This is a genomic window from Cupriavidus sp. FW305-F7, from assembly GCF_058782875.1.
On record NZ_JBYSYC010000037.1, the window covers coordinates 23,378 to 49,253 of the forward strand.

24 protein-coding genes and 2 pseudogenes are annotated in these 25,876 nt (G+C 68.7%); 12 read left to right on the top strand and 14 right to left on the bottom strand.

Annotation, left to right across the window (positions count from 1 at the left end):
* Position 1 precedes the first annotated feature (1 nt).
* Together AC3WL8_RS28420 and AC3WL8_RS28425 are read right to left on the bottom strand one after the other, a co-directional pair.
* Positions 2 to 1,450, bottom strand: a complete 1,449-nt coding sequence (locus AC3WL8_RS28420; protein WP_013952501.1) for an amidohydrolase family protein — start codon at positions 1,448 to 1,450, stop codon at positions 2 to 4.
* 19 nt (positions 1,451 to 1,469) lie between these two features.
* Entirely contained in the window at positions 1,470 to 2,819 is a 1,350-nt protein-coding gene (locus tag AC3WL8_RS28425; RefSeq protein ID WP_492379325.1) for a uracil-xanthine permease family protein, read from the bottom strand.
* Between the two features lie 301 nt (positions 2,820 to 3,120).
* Here AC3WL8_RS28425 and sorA point away from each other — a divergent pair, with 301 nt between their 5' ends.
* The 4 genes from sorA (at position 3,121) to AC3WL8_RS28445 (ending at position 6,015) form a co-directional block, all read left to right on the top strand.
* Positions 3,121 to 4,383: a SorA family sulfite dehydrogenase catalytic subunit gene (gene sorA / locus AC3WL8_RS28430; RefSeq protein WP_492379326.1), complete on the top strand. Its 1,263-nt coding sequence runs from the start codon at positions 3,121 to 3,123 to the stop codon at positions 4,381 to 4,383.
* A 10-nt stretch (positions 4,384 to 4,393) separates the two neighbouring features.
* The gene (locus tag AC3WL8_RS28435; protein ID WP_013952498.1) at positions 4,394 to 5,053 is read left to right on the top strand and encodes a c-type cytochrome; all 660 of its coding nucleotides are present in this window, start codon (positions 4,394 to 4,396) and stop codon (positions 5,051 to 5,053) included.
* A gap of 100 nt (positions 5,054 to 5,153) precedes the next feature.
* Positions 5,154 to 5,540: an ArsR/SmtB family transcription factor gene (locus AC3WL8_RS28440; RefSeq protein ID WP_013952497.1), complete on the top strand. Its 387-nt coding sequence runs from the start codon at positions 5,154 to 5,156 to the stop codon at positions 5,538 to 5,540.
* Entirely contained in the window at positions 5,530 to 6,015 is a 486-nt protein-coding gene (locus tag AC3WL8_RS28445) for an SRPBCC family protein (RefSeq protein WP_010813386.1), read from the top strand. Before AC3WL8_RS28440 ends, AC3WL8_RS28445 begins: the two co-directional genes overlap by 11 nt.
* 130 nt (positions 6,016 to 6,145) lie before the next feature.
* Here the strand turns inward: AC3WL8_RS28445 and AC3WL8_RS28450 are convergent, their stop codons facing one another.
* The 6 genes from AC3WL8_RS28450 to AC3WL8_RS28475 form a co-directional block, all read right to left on the bottom strand.
* Positions 6,146 to 7,171, bottom strand: a complete 1,026-nt coding sequence (locus tag AC3WL8_RS28450) for a porin (RefSeq protein ID WP_492379344.1) — start codon at positions 7,169 to 7,171, stop codon at positions 6,146 to 6,148.
* 55 nt (positions 7,172 to 7,226) lie between these two features.
* Positions 7,227 to 8,234 (bottom strand): Bug family tripartite tricarboxylate transporter substrate binding protein, encoded by a 1,008-nt coding sequence (locus AC3WL8_RS28455; RefSeq protein ID WP_153955075.1) that lies wholly within the window; start codon positions 8,232 to 8,234, stop codon positions 7,227 to 7,229.
* Positions 8,235 to 8,339: 105 nt separating this feature from the next.
* Positions 8,340 to 9,485: an acyl-CoA dehydrogenase family protein gene (locus tag AC3WL8_RS28460; RefSeq protein ID WP_492379327.1), complete on the bottom strand. Its 1,146-nt coding sequence runs from the start codon at positions 9,483 to 9,485 to the stop codon at positions 8,340 to 8,342.
* 43 nt (positions 9,486 to 9,528) lie between these two features.
* Positions 9,529 to 10,752, bottom strand: coding sequence for an acyl-CoA dehydrogenase family protein (locus AC3WL8_RS28465; RefSeq protein WP_492379328.1), 1,224 nt, complete (start codon positions 10,750 to 10,752; stop codon positions 9,529 to 9,531).
* Between the two features lie 14 nt (positions 10,753 to 10,766).
* On the bottom strand, positions 10,767 to 11,456 hold the full coding sequence (locus AC3WL8_RS28470) for an enoyl-CoA hydratase/isomerase family protein (RefSeq protein ID WP_492379329.1): 690 nt from the start codon (positions 11,454 to 11,456) through the stop codon (positions 10,767 to 10,769).
* Complete coding sequence (locus tag AC3WL8_RS28475; protein ID WP_153955072.1) at positions 11,453 to 12,676, bottom strand: CaiB/BaiF CoA transferase family protein; 1,224 nt, start codon at positions 12,674 to 12,676, stop codon at positions 11,453 to 11,455. The genes AC3WL8_RS28470 and AC3WL8_RS28475 overlap by 4 nt, the downstream gene beginning before the upstream one ends.
* 200 nt (positions 12,677 to 12,876) lie before the next feature.
* On the opposite strand from AC3WL8_RS28475, the gene AC3WL8_RS28480 reads away from it, so the two are divergent.
* Positions 12,877 to 13,809, top strand: a complete 933-nt coding sequence (locus AC3WL8_RS28480) for a LysR family transcriptional regulator (protein WP_013952490.1) — start codon at positions 12,877 to 12,879, stop codon at positions 13,807 to 13,809.
* A gap of 222 nt (positions 13,810 to 14,031) precedes the next feature.
* Positions 14,032 to 15,285 (top strand): alkyl sulfatase dimerization domain-containing protein, encoded by a 1,254-nt coding sequence (locus AC3WL8_RS28485; protein ID WP_492379330.1) that lies wholly within the window; start codon positions 14,032 to 14,034, stop codon positions 15,283 to 15,285.
* Positions 15,286 to 15,328: 43 nt separating this feature from the next.
* Here the strand turns inward: AC3WL8_RS28485 and AC3WL8_RS28490 are convergent, their stop codons facing one another.
* A complete protein-coding gene (locus tag AC3WL8_RS28490) occupies positions 15,329 to 16,162 on the bottom strand; it encodes a universal stress protein (protein ID WP_211981034.1) in 834 nt (277 codons plus the stop codon).
* Between the two features lie 291 nt (positions 16,163 to 16,453).
* On the opposite strand from AC3WL8_RS28490, the gene AC3WL8_RS28495 reads away from it, so the two are divergent.
* On the top strand, positions 16,454 to 18,460 hold the full coding sequence (locus AC3WL8_RS28495; protein WP_492379331.1) for an alkaline phosphatase D family protein: 2,007 nt from the start codon (positions 16,454 to 16,456) through the stop codon (positions 18,458 to 18,460).
* Between the two features lie 29 nt (positions 18,461 to 18,489).
* Here the strand turns inward: AC3WL8_RS28495 and AC3WL8_RS28500 are convergent, their stop codons facing one another.
* Complete coding sequence (locus AC3WL8_RS28500) at positions 18,490 to 19,419, bottom strand: 2-hydroxyacid dehydrogenase (RefSeq protein WP_492379332.1); 930 nt, start codon at positions 19,417 to 19,419, stop codon at positions 18,490 to 18,492.
* Between the two features lie 2 nt (positions 19,420 to 19,421).
* Positions 19,422 to 20,192 carry a class II aldolase/adducin family protein gene (locus AC3WL8_RS28505; protein ID WP_013952485.1) on the bottom strand — a complete coding sequence of 257 codons (771 nt, stop codon included), beginning with the start codon at positions 20,190 to 20,192 and terminating at the stop codon, positions 19,422 to 19,424.
* Positions 20,193 to 20,302: 110 nt separating this feature from the next.
* Between AC3WL8_RS28505 and AC3WL8_RS28510 the strand changes: the two genes are divergently transcribed.
* Positions 20,303 to 21,010: a Crp/Fnr family transcriptional regulator gene (locus AC3WL8_RS28510; RefSeq protein WP_049800634.1), complete on the top strand. Its 708-nt coding sequence runs from the start codon at positions 20,303 to 20,305 to the stop codon at positions 21,008 to 21,010.
* Positions 21,011 to 21,166: 156 nt separating this feature from the next.
* The gene (locus tag AC3WL8_RS28515; RefSeq protein WP_492379333.1) at positions 21,167 to 21,571 is read left to right on the top strand and encodes a hypothetical protein; all 405 of its coding nucleotides are present in this window, start codon (positions 21,167 to 21,169) and stop codon (positions 21,569 to 21,571) included.
* Between the two features lie 73 nt (positions 21,572 to 21,644).
* Here AC3WL8_RS28515 and AC3WL8_RS28520 read toward each other — a convergent pair.
* From AC3WL8_RS28520 to AC3WL8_RS28530, 3 genes and pseudogenes are all read right to left on the bottom strand, one after another.
* Positions 21,645 to 22,542, bottom strand: a pseudogene (locus AC3WL8_RS28520) (LysR substrate-binding domain-containing protein).
* A gap of 36 nt (positions 22,543 to 22,578) precedes the next feature.
* A pseudogene (locus AC3WL8_RS28525) lies at positions 22,579 to 22,758 on the bottom strand (DUF2182 domain-containing protein); the annotation flags it as partial.
* 8 nt (positions 22,759 to 22,766) lie between these two features.
* A complete protein-coding gene (locus AC3WL8_RS28530; RefSeq protein ID WP_492379334.1) occupies positions 22,767 to 23,543 on the bottom strand; it encodes a DUF899 domain-containing protein in 777 nt (258 codons plus the stop codon).
* Between the two features lie 98 nt (positions 23,544 to 23,641).
* Here AC3WL8_RS28530 and AC3WL8_RS28535 point away from each other — a divergent pair, with 98 nt between their 5' ends.
* From AC3WL8_RS28535 to AC3WL8_RS28545, 3 genes are all read left to right on the top strand, one after another.
* A complete protein-coding gene (locus AC3WL8_RS28535) occupies positions 23,642 to 24,862 on the top strand; it encodes a hypothetical protein (RefSeq protein ID WP_013952472.1) in 1,221 nt (406 codons plus the stop codon).
* A 34-nt stretch (positions 24,863 to 24,896) separates the two neighbouring features.
* Positions 24,897 to 25,565, top strand: a complete 669-nt coding sequence (locus tag AC3WL8_RS28540) for a Vgb family protein (protein WP_013952471.1) — start codon at positions 24,897 to 24,899, stop codon at positions 25,563 to 25,565.
* 108 nt (positions 25,566 to 25,673) lie between these two features.
* Positions 25,674 to 25,868: a hypothetical protein gene (locus AC3WL8_RS28545; protein WP_013952470.1), complete on the top strand. Its 195-nt coding sequence runs from the start codon at positions 25,674 to 25,676 to the stop codon at positions 25,866 to 25,868.
* Positions 25,869 to 25,876: the final 8 nt, after the last annotated feature.

Genomic DNA, 25,876 nt, shown 5'->3' on the forward strand with positions numbered 1-25,876 from the left:
GTCAGGATGCCTCCATGCCGGCCTGGCGCGCGCGGTGCACGTCCGCGGCGTCGTGCAGCTTGCGGATCGGGGCATTGGCGATGGTGTCCTCGGCCATGGCGTGGATCGCCCGCATCAGCGCGCGAGCGTCCCAGTCCGTGGGCCAGCCCTGCCACAGGCGCAGGCTGCCATCGACAAAGACCGCGCGGATCTGGTCGCGGTTGGCCAGGCGCACCAGTTCCCAGGTCAGGTCCCAGGACGGCGTCAGCTCCGGCACGTCCAGGTCGACCAGCAGGAAGTCGGCGCGCTTGCCCGCGGCGATCTCGCCGGTGAGCGCACCCAGGCCCGCCACATCGGCCGCGTCATGCGTGGCCATGTCGACCCAGCGCCAGCCCGCGCCGCAGGAGGAATCGCCCACGCCGATGCCGAAGGCGAAGCGCTGGGCGGCCTCGGCATAGTCCAGCAGGCGGAAGCCGTCGCTGCGGGTGCCATCGGTGCCCAGACCCAGGCGCACGCCGAAGGTGGCCATGGTTTCAGCCGGCGCCACGGCGTTGCCCTTCCAGGCGCTGGCCACGGGGTTGTAGGCCACCGCGGTGCCGGTGTCGGCCAGCAAGCGGATCTCATGCGGCGTCACCAGCGTGGCATGCGCCAGCAGCGCCGCCTGGCCCAGTGCGCCGACTGCCGCGAGATGTTCGATCGGACGGCGCCCGCAGGCATTGAGCGAGCGCTCCACCGCCACCAGGTGCTCGTTGGCGTGCGTCTGGAAGATGCGGCCGGATTCGGCGCACAACTGGTAGACGTGGTGCAGCATCGCGTCAGAGGCCACCTCGGGAATCGAGATCGCCAGCGACGGGGCCACCAGCGGATCGCTGGCGTACTTGTCCAGATGAGCGGCGGCGCGGCGCAGGATCGGCGCGGCGTCGAGCGTTTCGGCGCCAGGCTTGTCGTTGCAGATCAGGCCCAGCACGCAGCGCACGCCGGCATCGGTGATCGCGCGCGCAACCGCGTCCAGCCCGGCGTCGCTGCGCGTGCCGGCATCGACCACGGTGGTGAAGCCGCCGCGCAGCGCTTCCAGCGCCGCCAGCTTGGACGACAGGTACAGGTGCTCCGCCTTCAGGCTGCCCTCCAGCGGCACCCACACGCGGCGGAAGATCTCCGACGGCTCGCCGAACACCAGCGACTTGCCGAACGACTGCGTCAGGTGGTGATGCGTGTCGATCATGCCGGGCATCAGCAGCATGCGCGGCAGCGGCAGGGTCTCCAACTCGGGGAAGCGCGCAGCGACTTCCCCGGCCGTGCCCACTGCCGTGAAGCGGCCACCCTCCACCACCACCGCGTGGCCGCGTACCGCGCCCTGGCGCAGCAGGGTCCATTCCGGCAGCAGGATGCGCGGTTGCCTGAAACTGTCCGGCACCAGGGCCGGGTTGGTATCGCCGGGCCAGGCCGGGGTCGAGTCAGAACGATCAGTCATTGCAATTCAGGAAGCGGGGTCAATGCGTGGCAGCGGCATCGTCGCGGGCCACCGGGCCCGCTGCCGCGGCCCGCAGGCCCGTATGGAAGAACAGGAAGTTGAGCAGCGCCGCGGTCATGGCCCCCATGGCCACGCCATTGCCCACCAGGATGCGCACGTTGGCCGGCAGGCCGCCATAGATGCCGGGCACCAGGATCGGCAGCAGGCCCACGGCCAGCGCCACGGCCACCACGTACATATTGGCGTGGTCGCGCAGGTCCACCTTGCGCAGGATGTCGATGCCCATGGTGCCGACGATGCAGAACACCACCAGCCCGGTGCCGCCGACCACGGCCTCGGGGATCGCGCTGATCAGCGACGACACCGGCACCAGCAGCCCGAACGCCACCAGGATCGCGCCCGACATCGCCGTGACAAAGCGCGAGCGCACGCCGGTGGCACGCACGATGCCGATGTTCTCGCCGCTGGTGATGATCAGCGAGGTGCCGAACATCCCGCCCAGCAACGAAGTCAACGCATCGGCGCGGATGGTGCGCGGCACGTCGCGCTGCTGGTCAACCGGCCTGCCCACGGCATCGCTGATCGCCAGCGTCTGGCCGGTGGCCTCTACCATCGAGATCACGGCGAACACCATCAGCGGGATCGCGGCCACCACATCGAAATGCGGCCACCCGAACGGGAACGGCGTGGGCAACGCGAACACCGGCGACATCGACACATGGCCAGGCTGGAACGCACCGGCCAGCCCGGCCACCAGCGCACCGCCCAGCAGCCCCAGCAGGATCGCCAGCTGTGCCAGCATGCCCGACAGCAGGCGCGATGCCGCCACGGTGCAGGCAATGGTGGCGAACGCCAGCAGCAGGTTGAGCGGATCCACCGTGCTGCCCGCGGCCGGGTGGCCGGCAACCAGCTTGCCGGATACCTGCGCCAGGTTGATCGCCACCAGCAGCAGCATCGTCCCCACCACCACCGGCGGGAAATAGCGCAGGCAGCGCCGGAATACCGGCAGCACGCAGAAGTAGAAGACGCCGGTCAGGATCACCGCGCCGGCAGCGGTCTGCACGTCGGTCTGCTGTGCGATCAGGATAAACAGCACGATCGGGGCGCCGCCGGGCAGCATCACGAACGGCAGCCGAGCACCGATGCCCCGCTTGCCCAGCGACTGCAACAGCGTGCCGATGCCGCAGATCACAAAGGTGGCGCTCAGCAGCTGCACCGCCAGCGCGGGCGGGAAGTTCAGCGCCTTGCTCATCAGGAAGACGGACGCGATCGGCGACGCGGCCATGACCAGTACGTGTTGAAGCCCGAAGACAAACAGGCGCCGCCATGGCAGCCGTTCATCCACCGGCGCGGGGGCGGGGTGGGACATGCTTTGCTCCTCGTTTGGTGTGTGGGCGTTGTCCCGGTGGCCCGCAAGCCACCTGCTGCGTCTGTGCGCAATTCGCCTCGGATATTATCGATTTCCGCTAACAAAAACGTTTTGGTAAGTGTAGGGAAACGGAATTCGCGATGCAAGCGGTTTCTCGGCGGAGCGCCTGTGGTCTTCCCCTATATCGATCAGATCGATAAGTGCTAGCAGCAAAACGCGTTTCACAAGTTGATGCCTGGGCCCCAAAGTACCCGCCATAGCGCCTTGCGCGACACAACACGCCCCTGAAGGAGACGCCCCCATGCGAGACAAGAACAGTCCGGCGGAATCTGCCGACCCCGCCCAGCCGGTGCCGGCCCGGCGCCGCATCGTCCAGGGGGCGGGCCTGCTCGCTCTCAGCGCCTCCCCGCTCGGCGCACTGGCCGCGCGCATCAGCGACGGCGTCACCCTGGCCGACGGCCCCCGCCCGCTGGTGCGCTATCCGGGCAAGCGCCCGCTGGTGCGCGTCAGCACCCGGCCGCCGCACCTTGAGACGCCCTTCTCCGCGTTCAACGAGGGGCCGATCACCGCCAACGACGCCTTCTTCGTGCGCTACCACCTGGCCAACATTCCGCTGTCGGTAGACCTTGCCACCTTCCGCCTGACGGTTGGCGGGCACGTCAACAAGCCGCTGAAGCTGTCGCTCGATGAACTGAAGAGGCTGGCCGATCCGGTGGACATCGTCGCCGTGAACCAGTGTTCAGGCAACAGCCGCGGCTTCTCCGAGCCGCGCGTGTTCGGTGCCCAACTTGCCAACGGTGCAATGGGCAATGCGCGCTGGACCGGTGTGCCGCTGCGCAAAGTGCTGGAGCACGCGGGCGTCAAGGCCGGCGCCAAGGTGGTCACCTTCAACGGGCTGGATACGCCGGTGCTGCCGAGCACGCCCGACTTCCGCAAGTCGCTCGATATCGCCCATGCGATGAACGGCGAGCCGATGCTGGCCTGGGGCATGAACGGCGAAGACCTGCCGCTGCTCAACGGCTATCCCATCAAGCTGGTGGTGCCGGGCTACTTCGGCACCTACTGGATCAAGCACCTGTCCGAGATCGAGGTGCTGGACCGCCCGTTCGAAGGCCATGATGCGTTCTTCATGACCAAGGGCTATCGCGTACCGGATAACGACTGCCAATGCGTGGCGCCGGGCACCCCCGCCAGCAAGACGCGGCCGATCTCGACGCTCGCGGTGCGCAGCTTCATCACCAGCGTGGGCGCCGGCGGCGTGCTGCCCGCCGGTCGCATGGTGGAGCTGAAAGGCATTGCCTTCGATAGCGGCTCCGGCATCCGCGGCGTCGAAGTCTCGGTCGACGGCGGGCAAAGCTGGCAGGCCGCCACGCTGGGCCAGGACCTGGGCCGCTTCTCGTTCCGCCCCTGGCAACTGCCGGTGAAGTTCGCGCGCAAGGGCCCAGCGGTCTTGATGGTGCGCGCCACCAGCGTCCAGGGCGAGGTGCAGCCTGCCAAGGCCAACTGGAACCCGGCCGGCTATCGCCGCAACGTCATTGAATCCACGCCGGTCACCATTGCCTGAGGAGCGCGCCATGCATCGATCCATCACCCCCATGCTGCTCGCGCTCGCCCTGCTGGGCGCGGGTAGCGCGTCCGCGGCACCCCAGGACATCAAGCTGCCGGCGGAGAACGTTAAGCTCAAACCCGCGAAGCTGCCCGGCTACGGCATCGCCATGCAGAAATGCGCGATCTGCCATTCGGCCGACTACGTCGCCTACCAGCCGCCCGGCCTGAGCCTGACGCAGTGGACCGGCGAGATGAAGAAAATGCAGCAGGCCTACGGTGCGCCGATCGACGATGGCGAGGTCGAGCAGCTCGGCGCCTATCTCGCGGTGGCCTACGGCTCCGCCAAGATCAAGGATCCGGAGATCGTGGCGATCGCGCAGAAGGCGGGCAAGCCCGCGCCGGCCGCACCCGCGGCCGCCTCAGCGCCTGCCGCCGCGGTGGACGTGCAGGGCCTGCTGGCGAAGAACGCCTGCCTGAGCTGCCACAGCGTGACGCAGAAGGTTGTCGGCCCGGCTTATCACGAAGTCGCCACCCGCTATAAGGACGATGCGCAGGCACAGGCCAGGCTGGAAGCCAGCATCCGCGGCGGCAGCACCGGCAAATGGGGTTCGGTGCCGATGCCCCCGTTTGCCGGGTTGAAGGCGGACGAAGTCAAGGCGTTGGCGGCGTACGTGCGGCAGCAATAGTCTCCCCCCGCTTCCCCGATCGCAAGGCGCCACGGCTAATCGCCGGGGCGCCTTGCATTTTTCGCTTGCAGTTTCCCGTTGCTTCCTTATACTTAGCCACATGGCTAACCATTGTGCCGAGTTTGCTGACGTGTCCCAGGCTGTCGATATTTCCCCGCTTTCCGACGTGTTCTACGCGCTGGCGGACCCGACCCGCCGTGCCATCGTCAGCGTGCTCGGCCGCGGGCCGGAAACGGTCTCGGCACTGGCGGCACCGTTCACGATGGCACTGCCCTCGTTCATGAAGCACCTGCAGGTGCTGGAGCGCAGCGGCCTGATCCGCTCGCGCAAGACGGGGCGCGTGCGCACATGCGAACTGGTACCGCAACCGCTGTCAGACGCGCAGCAATGGCTGGCCGACCAGCGCGCCATGTGGGAGGCCCGTACCGACCGCCTGGCCGCCTTTGTCGAAGCCCTTCATCAGGAGGAACAGTCAGATGCCGAATGAAAACGCCGCCAGCCCTGAAAGCCAGGACCTAGTCATCTCGCGCCTGCTCAAGGCCCCGCGTGCCAAGGTCTGGCGTGCATGGAGCGATCCCAAGCTGCTCAAGGAGTGGTGGTGCCCCAAACCCTGGACCACCGAGGTCCTGGCCTTCGACATGCGCCCCGGCGGTGCCTTCCATACGCTCATGAAAGGCCCGGACGGCGGCGTCAGCGACAACCCGGGATGCTTCCTCGAAATCGTGCCGATGGAGAAGATCGTCTCCACCTCGGCCCTGGTGGCAGGCTATCGGCCCAACAAGCCGTGGCTGTCGATGACCGCGGTCATCACCATGGCTGACGAGGGTGACGGCACCCGCTACATTGCACGCGTGATGCATCCGGATGAGGCCACGCGCAAGCAGCATGAGGAGCTGGGGTTTTATGAGGGCTGGGGCATCTGCATTACGCAGCTGGATGAATTTGCGCAGCAGTTGAAGTAAGGCTGGCTTCGCAGATGCCTTCGGCACGCTTGCCGGTTTGCTCCCCTTGCCCGCTCGCGGGAAAGGGGAGCGCCTGCGAGAGGTGCCAGCCTGATCCCGATCTCTCAGTAGCGTGGGCGGCTTGGCGTTTTCAAAACCGATGCCGCAACCCCACGCTCACCGACTTCGCATCATCCCCGCTACCCGGATCAATCACGATGCTGTTGTTGCTCACGCTGCCGCCGGGGCTGTTATGCACCAGCACCACCCGCACATAGGCCGTGGTGCGCTTGCTCAGGTCATGGTCCCACCCCAGCGTCACCGCCAGCGGCCGCTGGCCGCCGCCCAGGATCTGGCGCTTGAGTGCGGCGGCCTTGAAGGTGTCGCGTTGCGTCACGTTCCAACTGAAGGTCACGCCGTAGTGGCGTGCTGAGCGGGTCTCGGGCCGCTCGCTGCTGGCGGCGCTGTACAGCAGGCCGATCTCGACCGGCTTGAAGCGATAGGAGCCGCCGACGAAATGGTTGGAAGTCAGCGTCGGCTCCACCGGCACGTTGGCGCCTGAATACATCCCCTGGTAGGAGTAGAACGCGTAGACGTTGCCGGCCTCGTAGGTCGCATTCATGCCGAAGTTCAGCCCTGAGCGCGCCGACCCCGGCACCTCGCCGGGCGCCACCGCGGCGCCAAAGGAAAAGCCGCCCCAATTAGGCGAGAAATACTGCACCGCGTTGTCGAAACGGGCGCCGTAGGCCACGTGCCCGGTGCCCTGCGATGCGGTCGCGCTCAGCAGGTTGAATGGCGACACCGCGCCATTGAGCAGGAACGGATCCAGCCGCAGCAGCGCATAGAACGACGGCGTGTACTGCCGCCCCAGCCGGAACTCACCCCAGTTGCCCGACAGGCCCAGATAGGCCTGTCGCCCGAACAGCCGGTTGTTGCCGAAGAACTCCGTGCCGTTGTCGATATTGAAGCCCGACTCGACCAGGAAGTTGGCCTTGAGCCCGCCGCCCAGGTCCTCGATGCCGCGGATGCCCCAGCGCGACGCGGCCTGCTGGCCTTCGCGCATGCGCACCACGCTTTCCGAACCCCCGGCGTATTCGATCGATGCATCGACCACGCCGAACAGCTGCATCGTGCCGGCCACGGCATTGCCCGCGGCCAGCGCCGCGCCCATCACCATCCACTGTCTTACCTTCACGCTGCCTGTCTCCCGTTCTTGTTGTTGTGGTCCAGCCTTACTTCGCCTGCAGCCCCGCCACCTTCACTACCTCGCCCCACGCGGCCAGGTCGGCGCTGACCAGCTTGCCCAGGTCGGCCGGGCTCGACGGCGCGGCCGGCTGCAGGTTCATGGCGGTGAACTTCTCGCGGTCGCCCGGTGTCTGCAGGATGCGGTTCACCTCGGCGTTCAGCCGGTTGACGATCGGCGCGGGCAGGCCCCTGGGGCCGAAGATCGCGACCCAGCTGGCTTGCTGGAAGGGCACGCCCTGCTGCGACATAGTCGGCACGTCCGGCGCCGTCAGCAGACGCTCCGGACCGGAGACCGCAATGCCCCGGATGCGGCCGGACTTCAGGTGCGGGACAGACGAGATGGCGTCGGTGATGCCAATGGTGACGTGGCCCGCGGCCAGGTCGTTGCTGCACTGGGTGGCGGTCTTGTAGGGGATATGGCGCAGGTGGATGCCGGTCTTGGCATTCAGGTATTCCATGGCCAGGTGGCCGCCCGAGCCCACGCCCCATGAGCAGTACGCCAGTTCCGTCTTGCTGGCCCTGGCGTAGGCAACCAGCTCCTGCAGATTGTGCACCGGTACAGTGGCGCTGACCGCCAGCAGGTTGCCGCCGGGCTGGCTGGGGCGCGCGATGGGGGTGAAGTCCTTGATCGGGTCATAGGGCAGCGACGGCGTGGTCCACGGGTTCACCGTCATGGTCGCGGCGTAGGTGAACAGCAGCGTGTAGCCGTCGGGCGCGGCGCGCGCCACGGTCTCGTTGGCGATGATGCCGTTGGCGCCGGGGCGGTTGTCGACCACCACTGGCTGCTTGAGCGCGGCGGTCAGGCGCTCGGCCACCAGCCGTGCAGTCTGGTCGGTGACGGTGCCTGCGCCCGAGGGCAGCACCATGCGGATGGGCTTGCTGGGGTATGGGGCCTCGGCGTGCGCGCTGACCGCACCCGCCAGGGCCAGCGCCGCGGCCAGGGTCGCTGTGCGCGTGGCACAAGCCCTGCGGGCGCCAGTGTGCTGGCTGCTCATATTGCTGTCTCCGTTGCGGCGCATTGGCCGCGCATGCCGGTACGTTGCCGGCGTGTCATGGGTGGGCGCACCGGGCAGCGGCCCGGGCGCCCTGGCTGAACCGGCTCAGGCTTGCGCCTGCGCCGCGTGATCAAGTGCCGCCAGCCGTTCGTAGTGCCAGTCGGCATCGCCGAACAGGTTGGCGTGGGCGGCCAGGCGCTTGTAGCAGTGGCCGATTTCCATCTCGTCGGTCATGCCCACCGCACCGTGCAGCTGCACCACGTCTTCGCCGAGCGCGCGCCCGGCGTCCGAAACAAAGGCCTTGGCATGCGATACCGCGCGCATGCGCGCCACTGCATCGCCATGCAGGGCGTTGGCCGCCAGCTCGGTGATGGCGCGCGCCTGTTCGACGCTGACATAGAGGTCTACCAGCCGATGCCGGATCACCTGGTTGGCCGTCAGGGGGCGACCGAACTGCTCGCGCGTCACCAGGTAGTCGCGGGTCAGGTCGAACGCGCGCGACATGGTGCCCACGGCTTCGGCGCAGGCCATCACGGTGGCCTGGTCGATGGCGCCTTCCACCAGCGGCCAGGCGCCGTCCATCGGGCCGATGCGCGCGCTGTCCGGCACGGTCGCGCGGCGCAGCGTTACGCTGGCGGTCTGGCGGCCGTCGTAGGTCGGCAGCGCATCGATGCTGATGCCGCGCGTGTCGGCCGGCACCGCGAACAGCGTCAGGCCGCTGCGGTCGCGGCGCTGGCCGCCGGTGCGCGCCAGCACCAGCAGCACGGCGGCGGCGCCGCCGCCCAGCACCAGGGTCTTGCGGCCGTCCAGCGTCCATTGACCCGGCTCATGCTGTTGCGCGGTGGTGCTGACATCGAAGGCGTCATAGCGTCCCTGCGTTTCCCATGCGGCCAGCGCCAGCATGGCGCCACCCTCGGCCATCGCCGCCGCGATGGCGGCGTGGGCGGGATCGCCGCAGGCGGCCAGCAGCGGCGCGCACAGCGCGGCATTGGCCAGCCAGGGCTCGGCAGGCTGGGCGCGGCCCAGTTCCTCGGCCAGCAGGGCCTGGTCCGCGGCATCGCCCAGGCCGCCGCAGGCTTCGGGCAGGCCCACGGCCAGCCAGCCCATTTCGGCAAACGCCTGCCAGTGCTTGCGCGAGAAGCCTTCGGGCTCGGCCAGCGCCGCGCGGCGCTGCTCGAAGCCGTAGCCGCGCTCGACATAGCGCCGCACGCTTTCCTGCAGCAGGCGGCGATCGTCCGTTGAATCGCTCATGTGTTCAGTTCCTTGTCCTGGGTTGCGGGCACGATTGGGGCCACTACAGGCCCAGCACCTGCTTGGCCAGCAGTTCGTGCTGGATCTCGCTGGAGCCGCCGGCGATGGTGTAGCCGCGGGTGACGAAGCGGCGCGCCGATGCCGCCGCGGCGTATGCCGACTGGCCCGCTTGCGGCACGGCGGGCTCGAAGTGCGCGGCGCGGTCATAGGCCAGCGTGTCCGGACCCAGCGCATCGACCGCCAGGTTCTCGATATCCTGGATCAGCCGGCTGCCCAGCAGCTTGAGCATGCCGGTCTCCGGCCCCAGCGTTTCCCCGGCGCGCGCCCGCTTGCGAAAACGCAGCACGGTTGCCGCCAGCGCTTCGAGCCGCACCTCCAGCGCGCGCATCCGGCGTGCAAACCACGGGCGCTGCGACAGCGGCTGGCCGCCCTCCTCCAGCTCCTCGCCGATGGCGCGCACCTTGGCCAGGCGGCGGCGGTTCTCCGCCACGCGTGCCAGGTTCAGCCGCTCATGCTCGAGCAGGGACTTGGCGATGGTCCAGCCAGCGTTCTCTTCGCCGACCAGGTTCTCCACCGGCACTTCCACCTCGTCGAGGAACACCTGGTTGAACAGGTGCCAGCCATGGATGCCCACCAGCGGCCGCACGCTGACGCCGGGGCTGCGCATATCGATCAGCAGGAAGCTGATGCCCTGCTGCGCGTGCGCCTCGGTATCGGTGCGCACCAGGCAGAAGATCCAGTCCGCGTACTGCGCGTAGGACGTCCAGATCTTGCTGCCGCTGACCACGTAGACATCGGTGCCGTCGGGCCGCGTCCTGCGCAACGCACGCGTCTTCAGCGAAGCCAGGTCGGAACCGGAGTTCGGTTCGGAATAGCCCTGGCACCACCAGTGCTCCTGGTTCAGGATGCGCGGCAGGAAGTACTGCTGCTGCGCCGGCGTGCCGTAGCGGATCAGGATCGGGCCGATCATCTCGAAGGTGATGCCGCCGCTCTCGGGCGCGTGCGCCAGCACCAGTTCTTCCTGGAATGCGGCGCGGCGCTCGGCGCTCCAGTTGCAGCCCTGCCATTCAGGCGGCCAGTGCGGCGCCAGCCAGCCGCGTTCGGCGAGCCGGTGCTGCCAGTCGACCAGCTCTTGCTTGCTGACTTCCAGTCCGAGGCGGACTTTCTCGCGCACGGCATGGGGCAGCGACCGGGCGACGAACTCGCGCACCTCGCGGCGGAAATCCTGCAGCGACGCGTCGTCGTCAGTGTTGATGGAATCTGTCATGGAAATATCGGTCCTCAGGAATTCTTGTCGCGCGCGGCAGATGCCATGCGCATCGTCGCGGCGCGCATGCCGCCCTTAATCGCGGCCACGCCTTCGGCCGGAAAGCCGCCGATGGTGGCGGCCAGGCCGCGCGCGCGGTCCAGTACCTCGGCGTCTTGGACCAGTTCGGTGGCAATACCCAGGCGCAGCAGCTCCGGCGCTGGCACGCGGTCGCCAAGCAAGCACAGGCGCGCGGCCACGGCCTCGGAATGGCGTAGCGCCAGCCAGTCGGCATTGCGCGGCGCGGCCATGCCCAGGCGGATCTCGCCGATTTGCAGGAAGGCCCCAGCGCCGCACACCAACAGGTCGCCGGCCAGCGCCAGCGCCGCGCCGCCGTTGATGGCATGGCGCTCCAGCGCCACGATCCATGCCTTGCGGCTTTGCAGCAGGCCCAGATGGACGCGCTCCCAGACCGGCGCAAACGCGGCCAGCCCGCCGGGCTCCGCCTGCAGTGCCTGCAGGTCCAGGCCGGAACAGAAGGCGCCGTCGGCGCCGCGCAGCAGCACGGCGCGCACGCTGTCGTCGGCGGCCAGGATCTCGATGGCATCGCCCAGCGCGCGTGCCAGCGACATGTCGACGGCATTGCGACGGGCCGGGCGGTTCAGCACCACCTCGGCCCAGCCGGCATGGCGCTGCAGCAGTACGGGGGATTGGGGGGTGTTCATGCGGGCTCCTGCTGGGCTTGTTCCACGCCAATCGCACCGGCGCGGGCCATGGCGTCGATCTCCGCCGCGTTGTAGCCGAGCTCGGCCAGCACCTCGGCCGTATGCTGGCCGAGCCGCGGCACCGCGGGCGTGGCCCCTGCCGGCAGGCTAGCCATGGTGAACGGCAGCCCGGGCAGGTCCAGCTGGCCGCCCTCGCCATCATCGACTTGCCGCAGGATGCCGCTGGCGCGCACGTCGGCACTCGCTTTGACCTGGTGATAGTCACGCACCACGCCCACCACCACCTGGTGGCGCTCCAGCAGCGCACGGGCGGCGTCGCCGCTCAGGTGGCGCATGGCGTCGTGCAGGATGGCCAGCAGCGCCAGGCGGTTCTGCACGCGCAGAGCGTTGCAGGCAAAGCGCGCGTCCTGCGCCAGCGCCGGCTGGCCGATGGCCTCGCACAGGCGCGTCCAGTGTTCGTCGAGATAGGCCGACAGCACGATATGCCCGTCCGCGACCGCGATCACATCCGCGGCCGGCGCGGCCTTGGGCTGGCTGTTGCCGCTGCGCACCGGCAGCGCGCCGGAGCACTGGTATTCGGCCCACAGCTGGGCCTGCATCTGTACACCGACCGACAACAGCGAGGTCTCGATAGTCTCCCCGGCGCCGGTGCGCTCGCGCCGGAACAGCGCCGCCAGGATGGCGTTGCCGGTCGCCAGCGCGGTGGCCGCGTCGATCAGCGCGAAGCCGGCCTTCAGCGGCTGCCCGCCGGCCTCGCCGGTGACGGACATCATGCCGCTCTCGGCCTGCGCGGCAATATCCAGCCCGGGCCGCGTGCGCGACGGCCCGCGCGTGCCGAAGCCGCTGATGGAGGCGTGGATCAGGTCAGGACGCGCCGCGCGCAGCGTGGCGGCGTCCAGCCCCAGCGCTTCCATCACGCCGGCGCGGGTGTTGTGCAGCACCACGTCGCTGGCCAGCGCCAGCCGCCGTGCGGCGTCCAGCCCGCCGGGCGTGCGCAGGTCCAGCGCGATGCCGCGCTTGCCGCGGTTGTAGGCCAGGTACATCGGGCTCTGCGGGCTGGTGCCGTCAAAGCGCCGCGCGCTGTCGCCGCGCAAGGCCTCCACCTTGACCACGTCGGCGCCCAGGTCGGCCAGCATCATGGCCGCGCCCGGCGCCGCGATGAACTGCCCGAACTCCGCCACGCGTATGCCTGCCAGCGGCAGGTCTTGCCGGTTCGTCATGCGATGCCACTCCTCGAAGATGCCGGCGCGGCCGGCGGTTTGCGACGATGTGGAGCGATCATGCGTTAGCACCGCGCATCATGGCAGATGCCAAAACTGCTTCGGTGCAAACTAATGGTTAGCACCCTGGGGTTATCCCGAACCCGCCGGAATGCCGCTATGCTGTGCGCCCAGTGCGTCGTTTGAGTGGAGCCAAATCCATGCGTCTGAGCCAAGTCCAGGACTTCATCGCCGTGGCCGAGCACGGCAGCATCCGCGCCGGGGCCCGTGCGCGCGATGTGTCGGCACCGGCACTGACCAAGAGCATCCGCCAGCTGGAAGAGGAACTGCATGTGCCACTGCTGACCCGCACCACCCGCGGCGTGGTGCTGTCGCGCTTCGGCGAAGCCTTCCTGCGGCGCGCGCGGCTGATCGCCACCGAGGCCCGCAAGGCCAGCGAGGAAATGGCGCAGATGCTGGGCGCGCGCAACGGCGTGGTGCGCGTCGGCACCACCCGCGGCCCGGCGCATGTGGTGCTGCCTCCCGTGGTCAAGCGCTTTCGCGTGCAGCATCCAGACGTGCTGGTGTGCATTGACAGCTGGGGCTACCCCACCCACCTGGACGAGCTGCGCTCGGGCGTGATGGACATGGCGGTGAGTCCGGTCCCGAACGAGGGCATCGAGCGCGAATTCACCTGCGAGCCGCTCTACAACAATGACTCGGTGGTGATGGCGCACCGCGAGCATCCGCTGCGCAACGCCCGCAGCCTGCGCGAGCTGATCGGCTCGGACTGGATCCTGACCGGCCAGCGCATGCATGGTCCGGGCGCCGCCATCCTCGATGCCTTCCGTGAACGCGATCTGCCGTTGCCGCGCGTGGCGGTGCGCTGCGACACCATCGGCATGATCGAGCACCTGATGCAGGACCGCCACCTGCTGTGCATGCTGCCGCGCCAGATGGTGGCCGGCCGGCTGGCCGCCAATGGCCTGGTGCCGTTGCCCATCGAGGACAAGCTGCCCAGCCACACCGTCAGCCTGATCTACCGCGCCGATTCGCCGATGACGCCGGTGGCGGCGCAGTTCGCCACTCTGCTGCGTCGTGAAGTCCACTATCTGTCCAACCTGCCTGACAGTCCGCTGCGCCGACTCGACTGAAGGCAGCCGCTACCGCAGCGCGCGCCGGCCGGGAACTCCCTGCACCCGCGCGGTGCTAACCAGCGGTTTACACCTGAAATTCCAGAACCCCCGCCGGGCCGCACCGGCGCTTGGTTTGCGGCCGGTATGCCGCCTCCCGGCGGGATTTTCCCCAATCCCCGGGGTGCACCTTCTTGCCTGACAGTTGCGCTGGACGCGACCTGGTTCGCAGAGGAGGCAAGCATGCAGGACATTGAGGACCGGCCGGCGGCACTGGTCACCGGCACAGGAATCGACGGCGCCGGCAACGGCGTGTGGTTGCTGCACGGGCAAGGGCAGAGCTTTGTCGCCGACGTGGGCGGCGGCCTGCTGGTGGTCGACAGCGGCCCCGGCGGGCGCGTCACGCGCGGCATGATCGAGGCGCTGCGCACGCAGACCGGACTGCCGGTGCTGGCCATCTGCTACAGCCACGGCCATATGGGCTACAACGCCGGCCTGCAGCAATGGCTGGACCACGCCGCCGCGCGCGGCGAGCCCGCGCCGCGGGTGCTGGCCCACGTCAACGTGCTGGCGCGGCAGGCGCGCTACCGCGAGACCCAGCGCATGCAGGAGCGCATGGCGGAGATCCAGTTCCGCCAGCCGGCCGGCGCGCTGGCAGGAAAGCTGGTCCACATCGAACCCACCGAGACCTTCGCCGATGGCCTGACGCTGGGCCGGGGCGAGCGCCGCGCGGAAATCCTGTGGGCGCCGTCCGAGACCGACGACGCCGTGGCGGTCTGGCTGCCGGGCCGGCGCCTGCTGTACGGCGGCCCCGCGGTCATTGATTCGATCCCGAACATCGGCACCCCCTTCCGCACCATGCGCGACACCGTGCGCTGGGCCGAGACGCTGGAACGCTTGGCCGGGCTGCAGCCGCGCACCGTGGTGCGAGAGTTCGGCGCGACGCTGCAAGGCGGGGACGAGTGCCAGCGCGTGCTGTGCCAGACCGCCAGGGCCCTGCGATGGCTGCGCGCGGAGGTGGTGCGGCTGATGAACGCTGGCTGCAATGAACGCCAGGTGCTGGCCGCGCTCAAGCCGCCGGCTGAGCTGTTCGACCAGCCCTGGATGCGCCCCACCTATGGCGACCCCAGCTACATCGCGCGCGACATCTACCGCTCGGAGAACGGCTGGTGGGACCGCAATGCCACCACGCTGCATCCGGCCGCGCCGCAACAGGCGGCCGCCGAGATCGCCGCGGCCGTGGCCGACCACGGCGCGCTGATCCGCCACGCCCAGTCCCTGGCCGCGCGCGGCGACACGCAGCTGGCGCTGCACGTGATCGACCTGCTGGCGCTGGCGCCGGATGAAACGCCCACCGTGCGCGAGGCCCGCCAGCTCAAGGCCGCCTGGCTGCGCCAGCGCGCCACGCAGATCCGCAGCTATGTGTCGCGCAGCCTGTATGGCGCTGCCGCCGACGCGCTGGAAGGCGACGCGGCGGACAACTTCGGCATGCACTAAGCAGACCCCATGCCACGATCCTGATGCCGCCCGGCGCTGCGCTTCAGTGCGAGAACAGCACCGGCACCGTCATCGACTCCAGCACCACCCTGGTCACGCCGCCCAGCACCAGCTCGCGCAACAGGCCGTGGCCGTAGGCACCCATCACGATCAGGTCGGCATCGAAGTCCGACGCTCGCGACAGGATCAGCTCGCCGATGGCCAGGTCGCCACCGGCCGGGTCGTGCTCCACCTCAACTGCCACACCCTGTCGCTCCAGCACGTGCACGGCGTGGCTGACCGGGGTGGCATCGGCACGCGGCTCCCTGGCGGCATGGGCGCTCAGCACCCGCGCCCGCGCGCCGGCCATCAGCGGCAGCGCGTCGTGCAAAGCACGCGCGGCCTCGCGGCTGCCGTTCCAGGCCACCAGCACGCGTGTGCCCACGGTGGCGAAAGCGCCGGCACAGGGCACCACCAGCGCCGGCCGGCCGCTCTCCAGCAGCAGCGCCTCCAATAGCTGCCGCGCCACCGGGCCTTCAGCGTTGTCGGCGTCGTACTGGCCGGAGACGATCAGGCCGGCCTCGCGCGCCTCGCGCAGCGCCAGTGTCACCGGATCGCGCTCGACGGTGCGCCAGTCGCAGGCAACCGCCAGCTCGCGCGTGGCGGCCTGAAAGGCACAGCGCATGTTCTCGCGCTGCAGCCGGCGCCGCTCCTGGTCTTCGGCCAGGCAGCGCTGGGCATTGTTCATGCGGTAGAACCAGCTGGGGTCCGGCACGCGCCCGGCCAGCAGGCCGATCAGCGGGCACTGGCTGGCGGTGGCAAGGCGTGCCGCAATCTGCAAGCGCTGCATTGCCTGCCGGTTGCCATCGAGTTGGACCAGGATGCTCTCGTACGCCATGATGCCCTCGCGTCCGGACCGTTTGCTTTCAGTCTAGGCCGCGTGGCAGGCAATGCTTGCCGACTTGCCGATCGCGCCAGCAATGGTGATGCGCGGTGCTCCGGTCCCAGCACGAACCAGTCGACCTCCTCCTATATCGATGTCGGAACCTCACCGACAGCGAGCGTGCGGACCAGCCACTAGTATGCATTCAGCAACCAGCACGCCCCCACGAATCCTGGTGCCGCACGCGGCATCCTGGCCGCGGCTGCGCGCTGCATGGACCGAGACCGCAAGAACAGGAGGAGCGCCATGGACCGCCGCGAGTTTCTCAAGTGGGGTAGTTTCCTGACCGTCACCGTTGCCACCGGCGGGCTGAGCGCCTGCGGCGGCGGCGATTCGGAACCCGACACCGGCAATCCGGAAAACTTCAATTTCGTCCATGGCGTCGCCTCGGGCGACCCGAGGCCCGACAGCGTGGTGGTATGGACGCGGGTGGAAGGCGGCAACGGCAAACGGCCGGTGGTGGTGCGGCTGCAGGTGTCGACGCAGCCTGACTTCCCGCCGCCGAGCCTGCTGGTCAATCAACCGCTGATGGCCCTGCCGGACTGGGACTACACCATTCGCAACAAGGTCACGGGCCTGAGCCCCGGCACCCGCTACTACTACCGCTTCCTGCTGGGCAACCGCCCCAGCACCGTCGGCCGCACCCGCACCGCGGCAGCGGCCGGCACGCCCTTGTCACAGCTGCGTTTCGCCTTTGTCAGCTGCCAGGACTGGAATGCCAACCACTGGGCCGGCATGGAAGAACTGGCGCAGCAGGACCTGGACTTCATCGTCCACGTCGGCGACTACATCTACGAGGCCGTCCCGGGCGGCTCGCGCGCCGGCAATGTGGAGGATCGCCACGGCGTGCTGCAGCTGCCCAATGGCACCGCGCTGCCGGACGGCAGCGTCTACGCCACCACGCTGGACGACTATCGCTACCTGTACCGCAGCTATCGCAACGACGCGCGCCTGCAGGCCCTGCATGCCGCGTTCCCGATGATTGCGATCTGGGACGACCATGAGTTCTCGGACAATTGCTGGCAGGACCGCCAGACCTACGACTCCGACGACGACCTGACGCCGCGCACCGCGCGCCGGCGCGCTGCCAACCAGGCGTGGTTCGAGTTCATGCCGGCCGATGTCAGCCTGGACGTCAACAACCCGTCGTTCCAGAACATCCAGATCTATCGCTCGTTCACCTTCGGCAATCTCGCCACCCTGCTGATGACCGACGAGCGCCTGTACCGCGCCGACCACATCATCTCCGAGCAATCCACCGGCCGCGCAGTCGGCGCCCTGTACTTCGTCCCGGCCGCGACACTGGCCGCGGCCGAAGCGCAGAAGATTGCCGCCGCGGGCAACACGCTGACGCCCGTGTCGATGCTGGGCGACGCGCAGCGCGCGTGGTGGCAGGACCGCGTCGGCGCCGACGCCACCACGTGGAAGCTGTGGGCCAACCAGGTGTCGCTGTTGCGCATGCAGGTGGATGTGATCCAGGCGGTGGCGCGGCTGATCGCCAGGGCGCTGGTGCTGGCCAACAATGCCCTGTCCTCGCTGGAGAACGCCATTGCCAACGCGCTGGCCGACGACCTGCGAGCGGCCAAGGCCGCCGGCACTTATGCCAACCTGGCCTACACGGCGCTGCGCAATGTGCTGGCGCAGGTCGGCATCGGCAGCGCCGCGTTCGATGCCAATATCAAGCCGCTGATCGAAAGCCGGCTGCCGGCCATCGCGCTGCTCGACCGTTTTATCCTCAATGCCGACCAGTGGGATGGCTACAACGCCGAGCGCAAGAACCTGATGGCGTTCCTGAAGAACAACAGCGTGCGCAATGTGGTGGCACTGAGCGGCGATATCCACGCATTCTTTGCCGGCCAGGTGATGGACGACTACGATGCCGCAACGCCAGCGCCGGTGATGGTGGACCTGGTCACGGCCGGCCTGTCGAGCAACACCCTGCTCAGTTCATTCCGCTCGATCGTCGACAACGACCAGGCCTTCGCCGCACTGCGTGAACTGGTCTACAGCAACGTGGGCGGCACGGTGGTGAACACCTTCGACGCCACCTTGCGCGCCTTCAACGCGTGGCTGCGCCACGCCGACTCCAACGTCGAGGGCTACGCGCTGGTCACCCTGACGCCCCAGAAGCTGAGCTGCACCTTCCATACGCTCAAGCTGCTCGAGGGCAGCACGGCCCCGGTCCAGCCGGCCACGGCCAGCACGCGGCTGCTGGAGGTGGCGGCGGGCACCGCCGATGTGAGCGTGACATAGTCACGCGGACGGACCGGCCCGCCGGGCCCTCAGTAGCCCGCTTGCCGGTCCACCTGGTTCAGCAGCTCACGCCCGTCGCGCGCGCGCCGCAGGTTGTCGATGCATTGCCGCGCCACCAGTTCGTACGAGGGGTCGGCCGCGATATGCGGCGTGGCCTCGATGCGGGGATGGTTCCAGACCGGATCGTCCGCCGCGGGCGGCTCCTTGGCGAACACGTCGAGCGCCGCGCCGGCAAGGTGGCCATCGTCGATCAGTGCGACCAGATCGGGCTCGACCACATGCTCGCCACGCCCGACGTTGATCAGGAACGCCCCCTTGGGCAGCCGCGACAGCGTCTGGCGGTTCAGCATGCTCTCGGTGCGCGGCGTCAGCGGCAGCGTGCAGACCAGGATGTCGCTCTGCGCCAGCATGGCCTCCAGCCCGTCGTCGCCGGTGAAGTCGGTCACGCCGGGCAGATGCTTGGCGCTGCGGCTCCAGCCGCTGACCGGGTAGCCGATGGCGGCAAACATGCGCGCGACCTCGCTGCCGATCTCGCCCAGCCCCAGCACGCCCACGCGGCAGCGCGACACATCGCGCCCCGGGTGGCGCTTCCATTCACCGCGGCGCTGCTGTTCGGCGTACAGGCCGAGGGCGCGGGTATGGCGCAGCGCCATCGCCAGCACGTAGTGGGCAATGCCGGTCTGCTGGCCGGGATCGACTATGCGCGTGACCGGCATGCCAGGCGGCAGGTCCGGCGCGGCCAGCAGCTTGTCGACGCCCGCGGTGGCGGCGCAGACCAGCCGCAGCTTCGGGTAGGCCGGCAGCACGCCGGGCTTCAGGCCCCAGGCGATGATGGCTTCGACCTCTTCCGCGACGGCGGCCTCGCGGCCGTTCCACACGGTGATATCCGGCGCGGCTTCGCGCAGCGCGGCAGTGATGGGAACCGCCATGAACGACGGCAGGTGAACGAGGATGGCCATGGTCAGTTGCGGTAGTCAGGGTTGATGCGGTCAAGGCGACGCAGCAGGCCCGGCCAGGCCAGGCCGGAGCCCTTGCCCTTGGTGGCCTGGCGCGCCTGCTGGCCCATGTTGGCGCTGGCGGCTTCGGGCACCATGGTCAGCGGCGTGCCGCCGCTTTGCGCGAGGATCTGGATGCGGCAGGCGGACTCAAGCGTGTACATGGTCAGGAATGCATCGGATACCGTGCGCCCGCACGTCAGCAGGCCATGGTTGCGCAGGATCATCTGCTTGCAGCGGCCCAGGTCCGCCACCAGCCGCGCCTTCTCGTCCTCGCGCAGCGCCACGCCTTCATAGTCGTGGTACGCCAGCCCGGTCAGCGCGAACATCGATTGCTGCGAGATCGGCAGCAGGCCCGCCTGCTGCGCCGAAACGGCGACGCCGTGCGAGGTATGCGTGTGCATCACGCAACCGACTTCGGGGCGCGCCTCATGCACGGCGCTGTGGATGATGAAGCCGGCCGGGTTGACGTCATACGGCGTTTCCAGCACCGGCTGCCCTTCGTGGTCGACCTTGACCAGGCTCGATGCCGTGATCTCGTCGAACATCATCCCGTACGGGTTGATCAGGAACTGGTCCGGCGCATCGGGCACGCGTGCCGAGATATGGGTGAAGATCAGGTCGTCCCAGCCGAAGTGGGCGACCAGGCGGTACGCGGCCGCCAGGTCCACGCGCATCTGCCATTCGGCGTCGGAGACGCGGTCCCTGATTGAATCGACAAGCTGGATTTGCGCCATATGCGTACCTCCCCGGGGGCATGTGAGTCATTGAATCGATGCATTGTCCGGGCGCACCGCGCCAAAGTCTGTTAAGTATTAGACAATCTCGGCTCCAGCAGGAGAGCGATGTGAAGGGTGATGTGAAGCGTGGATCGAGGGCAGCGGTGGAACCGGTGCGCACGCTGCCGCGCAGCGTGCTGGCCAGCGGCTGGCTGCGCAATGCGCCGCCGGGCGTGCTCGATGCCGTGGCGAACGCCGCACGCCGCCTGCGCTTTGGCGACGGCGAGATGATCTTCGCGCGCGGCGATCCGCCCACCTACTTCTGCATGGTGCTGTCGGGCCGGGTGCGCATGAGCCGCGTCAGCACGGGCGGGCGCGAGTCGGTGTATTCGGTGATCGGGCGTGGCCGCTGGTTCGGCGAGATCTCGCTGCTGGACGGCAAGCCGCGCACGCACGACGCCTTCGCCGTCGGCAACACGGAACTGATGGTGCTGAGCCAGCGCGACTTCCACCGCATCCTGGGCGCGCATCCGGAAGGCATGCAGCTGATCGTGCAGCAGATCTGCGCGCGCCTGCGCGTAGCGTTCGACCACGCGCAAAGCGCGGCGCAGGCGCCCATCGACGCGCGCATGGCAGCACGCCTGCTGGAACTGGCCGACCGCACCGACCATGTCGTGCGCATCAGCGCGGAGGACCTTGGCGACATGGTCAACCGCTCTCGCCAGACCGTGGCCAAGTACCTGCAGGCGTGGGAGGAAGCGGGCCTGATCCGCCGCGAGTACCGGCAGATCGAACTGCTGGACCCGGCGGCGCTCAAGCGATTGGCCAGGCGTTGACGGCCCGCAAGGTTTGCAGGCCGCGCGCGTAACTAACCTGCCCTGGCCCCGATGGCAAGGCTGGTTAACGACCGTTGCAAAATCAAACAGAATGTCAGGTGCCTCGGCGCTACAGTGACTGTTCCCTTGCCTGTAGGCGTTCTAGGAGGTACACGAATGAAGCAACATCTGGCGAAATCCCTGGTCGTGGCTGGCGCGATGATCGCGTCCTACCCGCTGTTTGCCCAGCAGGCCCAGCCCCTGCAGCCGAGCCAGCCCATGCCGATGACGCAGCCGATGCAGCCGATGCAGCCGATGCAATCCACTCAGCCGGTGCAATCCGCCCAGCCCGTGCAAGCCATGCCGTCGGCAGCGCCGTCGGCCCAGATGGCACCCGCAGCGGGCGGCAGCTATGCCCAGGCGCCCGTACAGGCGGCCCAGCCGGGCATGGCGCCGGCAGCCGCCGACCCGACCATGGCAAGCAGCCCCGCCTCGGCCGTGGACCCCGCCAGCATGAGCCTGGCCCCCGATGCGCTCGGCACGCGCCTGGGCCAGCGCAGCGCGTTCCTCGACGGGGCCTGAGCGCCCGTCAGCGCAGGCCCGCATCGCGCGGGCCGCGCGCCACCCTCACCCCGCTTCCCGGGCGCGCGCCGCTTCAGGTCTCCGCGGCCGCCTCCCCCTGCTGCTGCAACCACTCCAGGAACGCGCGCAGATGCAGCGGCTTGTCGGCATCGCGCGGCACCAGCGCATGATAGGTATTGCCCGGTGCGCGGATGGCGGCAAACGGCGTCGCAATGCGACCGCCCGCGCGGTCCGTTTCCAGGGTCGGAAAGGTGCCGATGGCAAAGCCAAGGCTGTCCACCACCGCCTGCAGCGTGACAAAGAAATGGTCGAAGCGCAGCGTGCGAACAGGCAGCAGCGAGGCATGTCCCGCCTGCTGCAGCCACGATTCCCAGCTTCCCGGCCGTGTCTCCGTATAGAGGAAGACGCCCTCTACCAGGTCCTCTACACCTTGCAACGGCACCTGCTCCAGCATCGCCGGGCTGGCGATCACCGTCTGGTACTCCGAAAAGATCGGCACTGACTCGAACTGTTCGCCACGTTCGAGGGTGCGCCGTATCGCCACGTCAAAGGTGCCGTTGAATCCGGCCTCGTTGCTGAAGGCGGTGGACACACGCACGTCGACCTCGGGCTGCTGGCGCCGGAAGTCACCCAGCCGCGGAATCAGCCAGCGCATGGCAAAGGTTGCCGGGGCATTGACGCGCACCACCTTGCGCGTGGCAATGCGGCCATAGCGCTCGGAAGCGGCGCTGATCTGGTCGAACGCCGTGCTGATCTCGCGCGCGAACGCCTGCGCGTGGACAGTCGGCACCATGCGCTGGCCCTGGCGGATAAACAGCGGCTGCCCCAGCCATTGCTCCAGGATCTCGATCTGCCGGCTGACCGCGCCATGGGTTCAGGTGCAGCTCACGCGCGGCCGCGGAATAGCTGCCGGCGCGGGCGGCAACCTCGAAGATGCGCAAGGCGTTGAGCGGGGGCAGCTTGTGCGGCATTGTGAGATTTCCTGACAGAATCTGGAAAGTAAACTCGATTGACATGGTCCAGCCGCCTGGCATCGGCATCGCGCCCATTGCGGGCATGGACGCATGCCAGGCGAGTGTCGCCGCCACGCCGGCGATGAATAGCACGGCAAGGATGCCAAAGAAGGCAAGGCGCGGGCCGGCGCTGCGTGAGCGCGCCGGCCTGTGCGCGGTGAGTACGCTGGACACGACCTGCCTCAGCCCGGCTCGTACTCATCGTGGCGGCGCCACCAGACCCCGGCCTCGTTGCGTCCGCGCGGCGCGCGATCCAGCCACTGGTACATGCCCCACAGGCCATCCAGCCCGCGCGCATAGGTGGAATAGGTGTGGTACACAACGCCATCTTCCAGTGCGAAGGCGCTCATACCCGGCCGGTCGCGCTGGTACGTCGCGGCATCGGTGCCGCACATGGCAGCAAAGCGGGCCTCGGCCGCAGCGCCGCCGGCCTCCAGCTCGGGGCGCCAGGCGAATGCCGCCTCGCGCCGGTAGTTGTAGTCGATATCGCCCTGGCGTTGTTGCGCTTCGCTGAACCAGACGTTGAAGTCCGTGTTGAAGTCGCTGCCCTGCGAAGACGCCCACGGGAAGGTCCAGCCCATGCGCCGCTGGTACGCCAGCAATTTCGCCAACGGTGCCCGCGACACCGCGGCCAGCGTGATATCGTGATGCGCCAGATGGACGGCAAAGCCGTCAAACCCGTCCGCAATCGCGGAGCAGGACGGGCACCCGGCCTGGTAGTCCGGGCCGAACATGAAGTGGTAGACCAGCAGTTGCGAACGTCCCTGGAACAAGTCTGCCAGCGAGGCGCTGCCAGCCGCGGTCTCGAACCGGTAGGGCTTGTCGATTCGAACCCACGGCAACGCCTGGCGCTGCCGTGCCAGTTCATCGCTGCGTCGGGTGAGATCCTTCTCGGCCTCGAGCAGTTTACGCCGCGCGGCCAGCCATGCTTCACGGGTTCCGGTGCTGTGTGTGGTCATCGCGCATCCCTCCGTTGGTTGGTGTTCGTGTGCTAGATTAGGCGCCGGCTTCCAACGGTGGGAGTGACAAGTGTGGCGGGATTTCTGGCGGGATTCGGATGGACTCACGCATTGCCGCCGCGGCGCTCGCGCTCGCCGCGGGTGATCCGCTTGGCGCGCTGAACCGGGTTGCGCTGCGCGATGATCCGCCGGCGCTGGCGCTGCGCGGCATCGCCATGGCGCAGCTTGGCGACTTCATCCGCGCCCGGGCACTGTTGCGCAGCGCGGCGCGCGCCTTCGGTCCGCGCGAAGCCGTAGCGCGCGCCAGGTGCGTGGTGGCCGAAACGGAGATCGCCTTTGTCTCGCGTGACCTGGGCTGGCCCGCAAAGACGCTGGACAGCGCGCGCGCCACCCTTGAAGCGCACGGCGACTGGGTCAACGCCGCCCATGCGCGCTATCTGGCGATCCGCCGGCTGCTGCTGATCGGCCGCATCGACGAAGCCGAGCAGGCGCTTGCCGGGCTTGACCCCGCCCCCTTCCCGCCCGCGTTGCGCACAACCCATGCCCTGATCGTGGCGGGCATTGCGATACGGCGCGTGCAGACCCGGCCGGCGCGCACCGCACTGGCACAGGCCGCGCGCGCGGCGCAGCGCGCCGGCATCCCATCCTTGCGCGCCGAGGTCGAAAGCGCGGCCCAGGCGCTGCACAGCCCCGCGGCACGCCGCATCGCGCGCGGCGAGGAACGGCCGCTGCTGCTCGAGGAAGTCGAAGCGCTGCTGGCGTCGAAAGCGCTGGTCGTGGATGCGTGTCGCTATGCCGTGCGCTGCGCTGGCACCACGGTCTCGCTCGCCAGGCGGCCGGTGTTGTTCACGCTGGCGCGCGCGCTGGCCGAAGCCTGGCCCGCCGACGTGCCCCGGGACACGCTGATTGCGCACGCCTTCCGCACCAGGCATGCCGATGCTTCGCACCGCGCGCGGCTGCGTGTCGAGATCGGGCGGCTGCGCGCGGTGCTTGGCGCATTTGCCGGCGTCACCGCAACCGGGCGCGGCTTCGCGCTGGTGCCGGACCGCGCGCGCGAGGTGGTGGTGCTGGCGCGGCCGGTGGAAGAGAAGCACGCGGCGGTGCTCGCCTTGCTGGCCGATGGCGAGTCATGGTCCAGCTCTGCCCTCGCGCTGGCGCTGGGTGCCAGCCAGCGCTCGGTGCAACGGGCACTGGAAACGCTGGCGGCCGCGGGCAAGATCCAGTCCCTTGGCCACGGGCGCGCGCGCCGCTGGATGACGCCGCCGGTGCCGGGATTCACGACGGCCTTGTTACTCCCCTCGCCGCTGCCGATTGACTAGCATGTAGCCATCCCCAAGCCACCAGGATGACAGCATGAAACGATCACAAGCCGAAGTGCTTCGCGAGTATGGTCCCTTCCCCGGGGTCGAGAACGTCCATGGTGTCAGCTATGACGGCCAGCGGGTCTGGTTTGCCAGCGGAGACAAGCTCAATGCCCTGGACCCGCTCACCGGCAGGACCTTGCGCTCGCTCGATGTCGCCGCCCATGCCGGAACGGCTTTCGACGGCCAGCACCTGTACCAGATTGCCGAAGACCGCATCCAGAAGATCGATCCGCAAAGCGGCCGCGTGCTGGCCACGATCCCTGCTCCGGGCGGCGGCGGCGACTCGGGGCTTGCCTGGGCCGAAGGCACGTTGTGGGTGGGCCAGTACCGGGAGCGGAAGATCCACCAGGTCGATCCGCAGACGGGAGCGATCCTGCGCACCATCACGTCCGACCGCTTTGTCACCGGCGTCACCTGGGTCGATGCCGAGCTCTGGCACGGCACCTGGGAAGGCGACCAGAGCGAGCTGCGGCACATCGACCCGCAATCGGGCGCGGTGCTGGAATCGGTCACCATGCCGGCCGGCGCGGGCGTGTCGGGGCTGGAGTCCGACGGCGGCGACCAGTTCTTCTGCGGCGGCGGCAACAGCGGCAAGATCCGCGCGGTGCGCCGGCCCAGGCCAGCCGGGAAGCGCCCCGCCGACGCCGCGGGCAAGTAGCCGGCATTCACGCTGAGCGGACAACGTTCACTATTCCTTACAGACAAAGGCGCTGCCACCATCTATTCTCCTGTCGCAAACGGAATCCCCCACAACAAGGAGAATGCGATGAAATCCGCTCTGGCCCTTCTGGTCGCCTGCAGCGCACTGCTAGGCGGCTGCGTGGTAGCCCCCTACGACGACTACGGCAGCGGCCACCAGGGCTGCCCGCCGGGGCAGGCAAAGAAGGGCAACTGCCGTGTCGACACGTACGGCAACGAGTCCTTCTGCCCGCCGGGCCAGGCCAAGAAAGGCCGCTGCTGAGCCAGCGC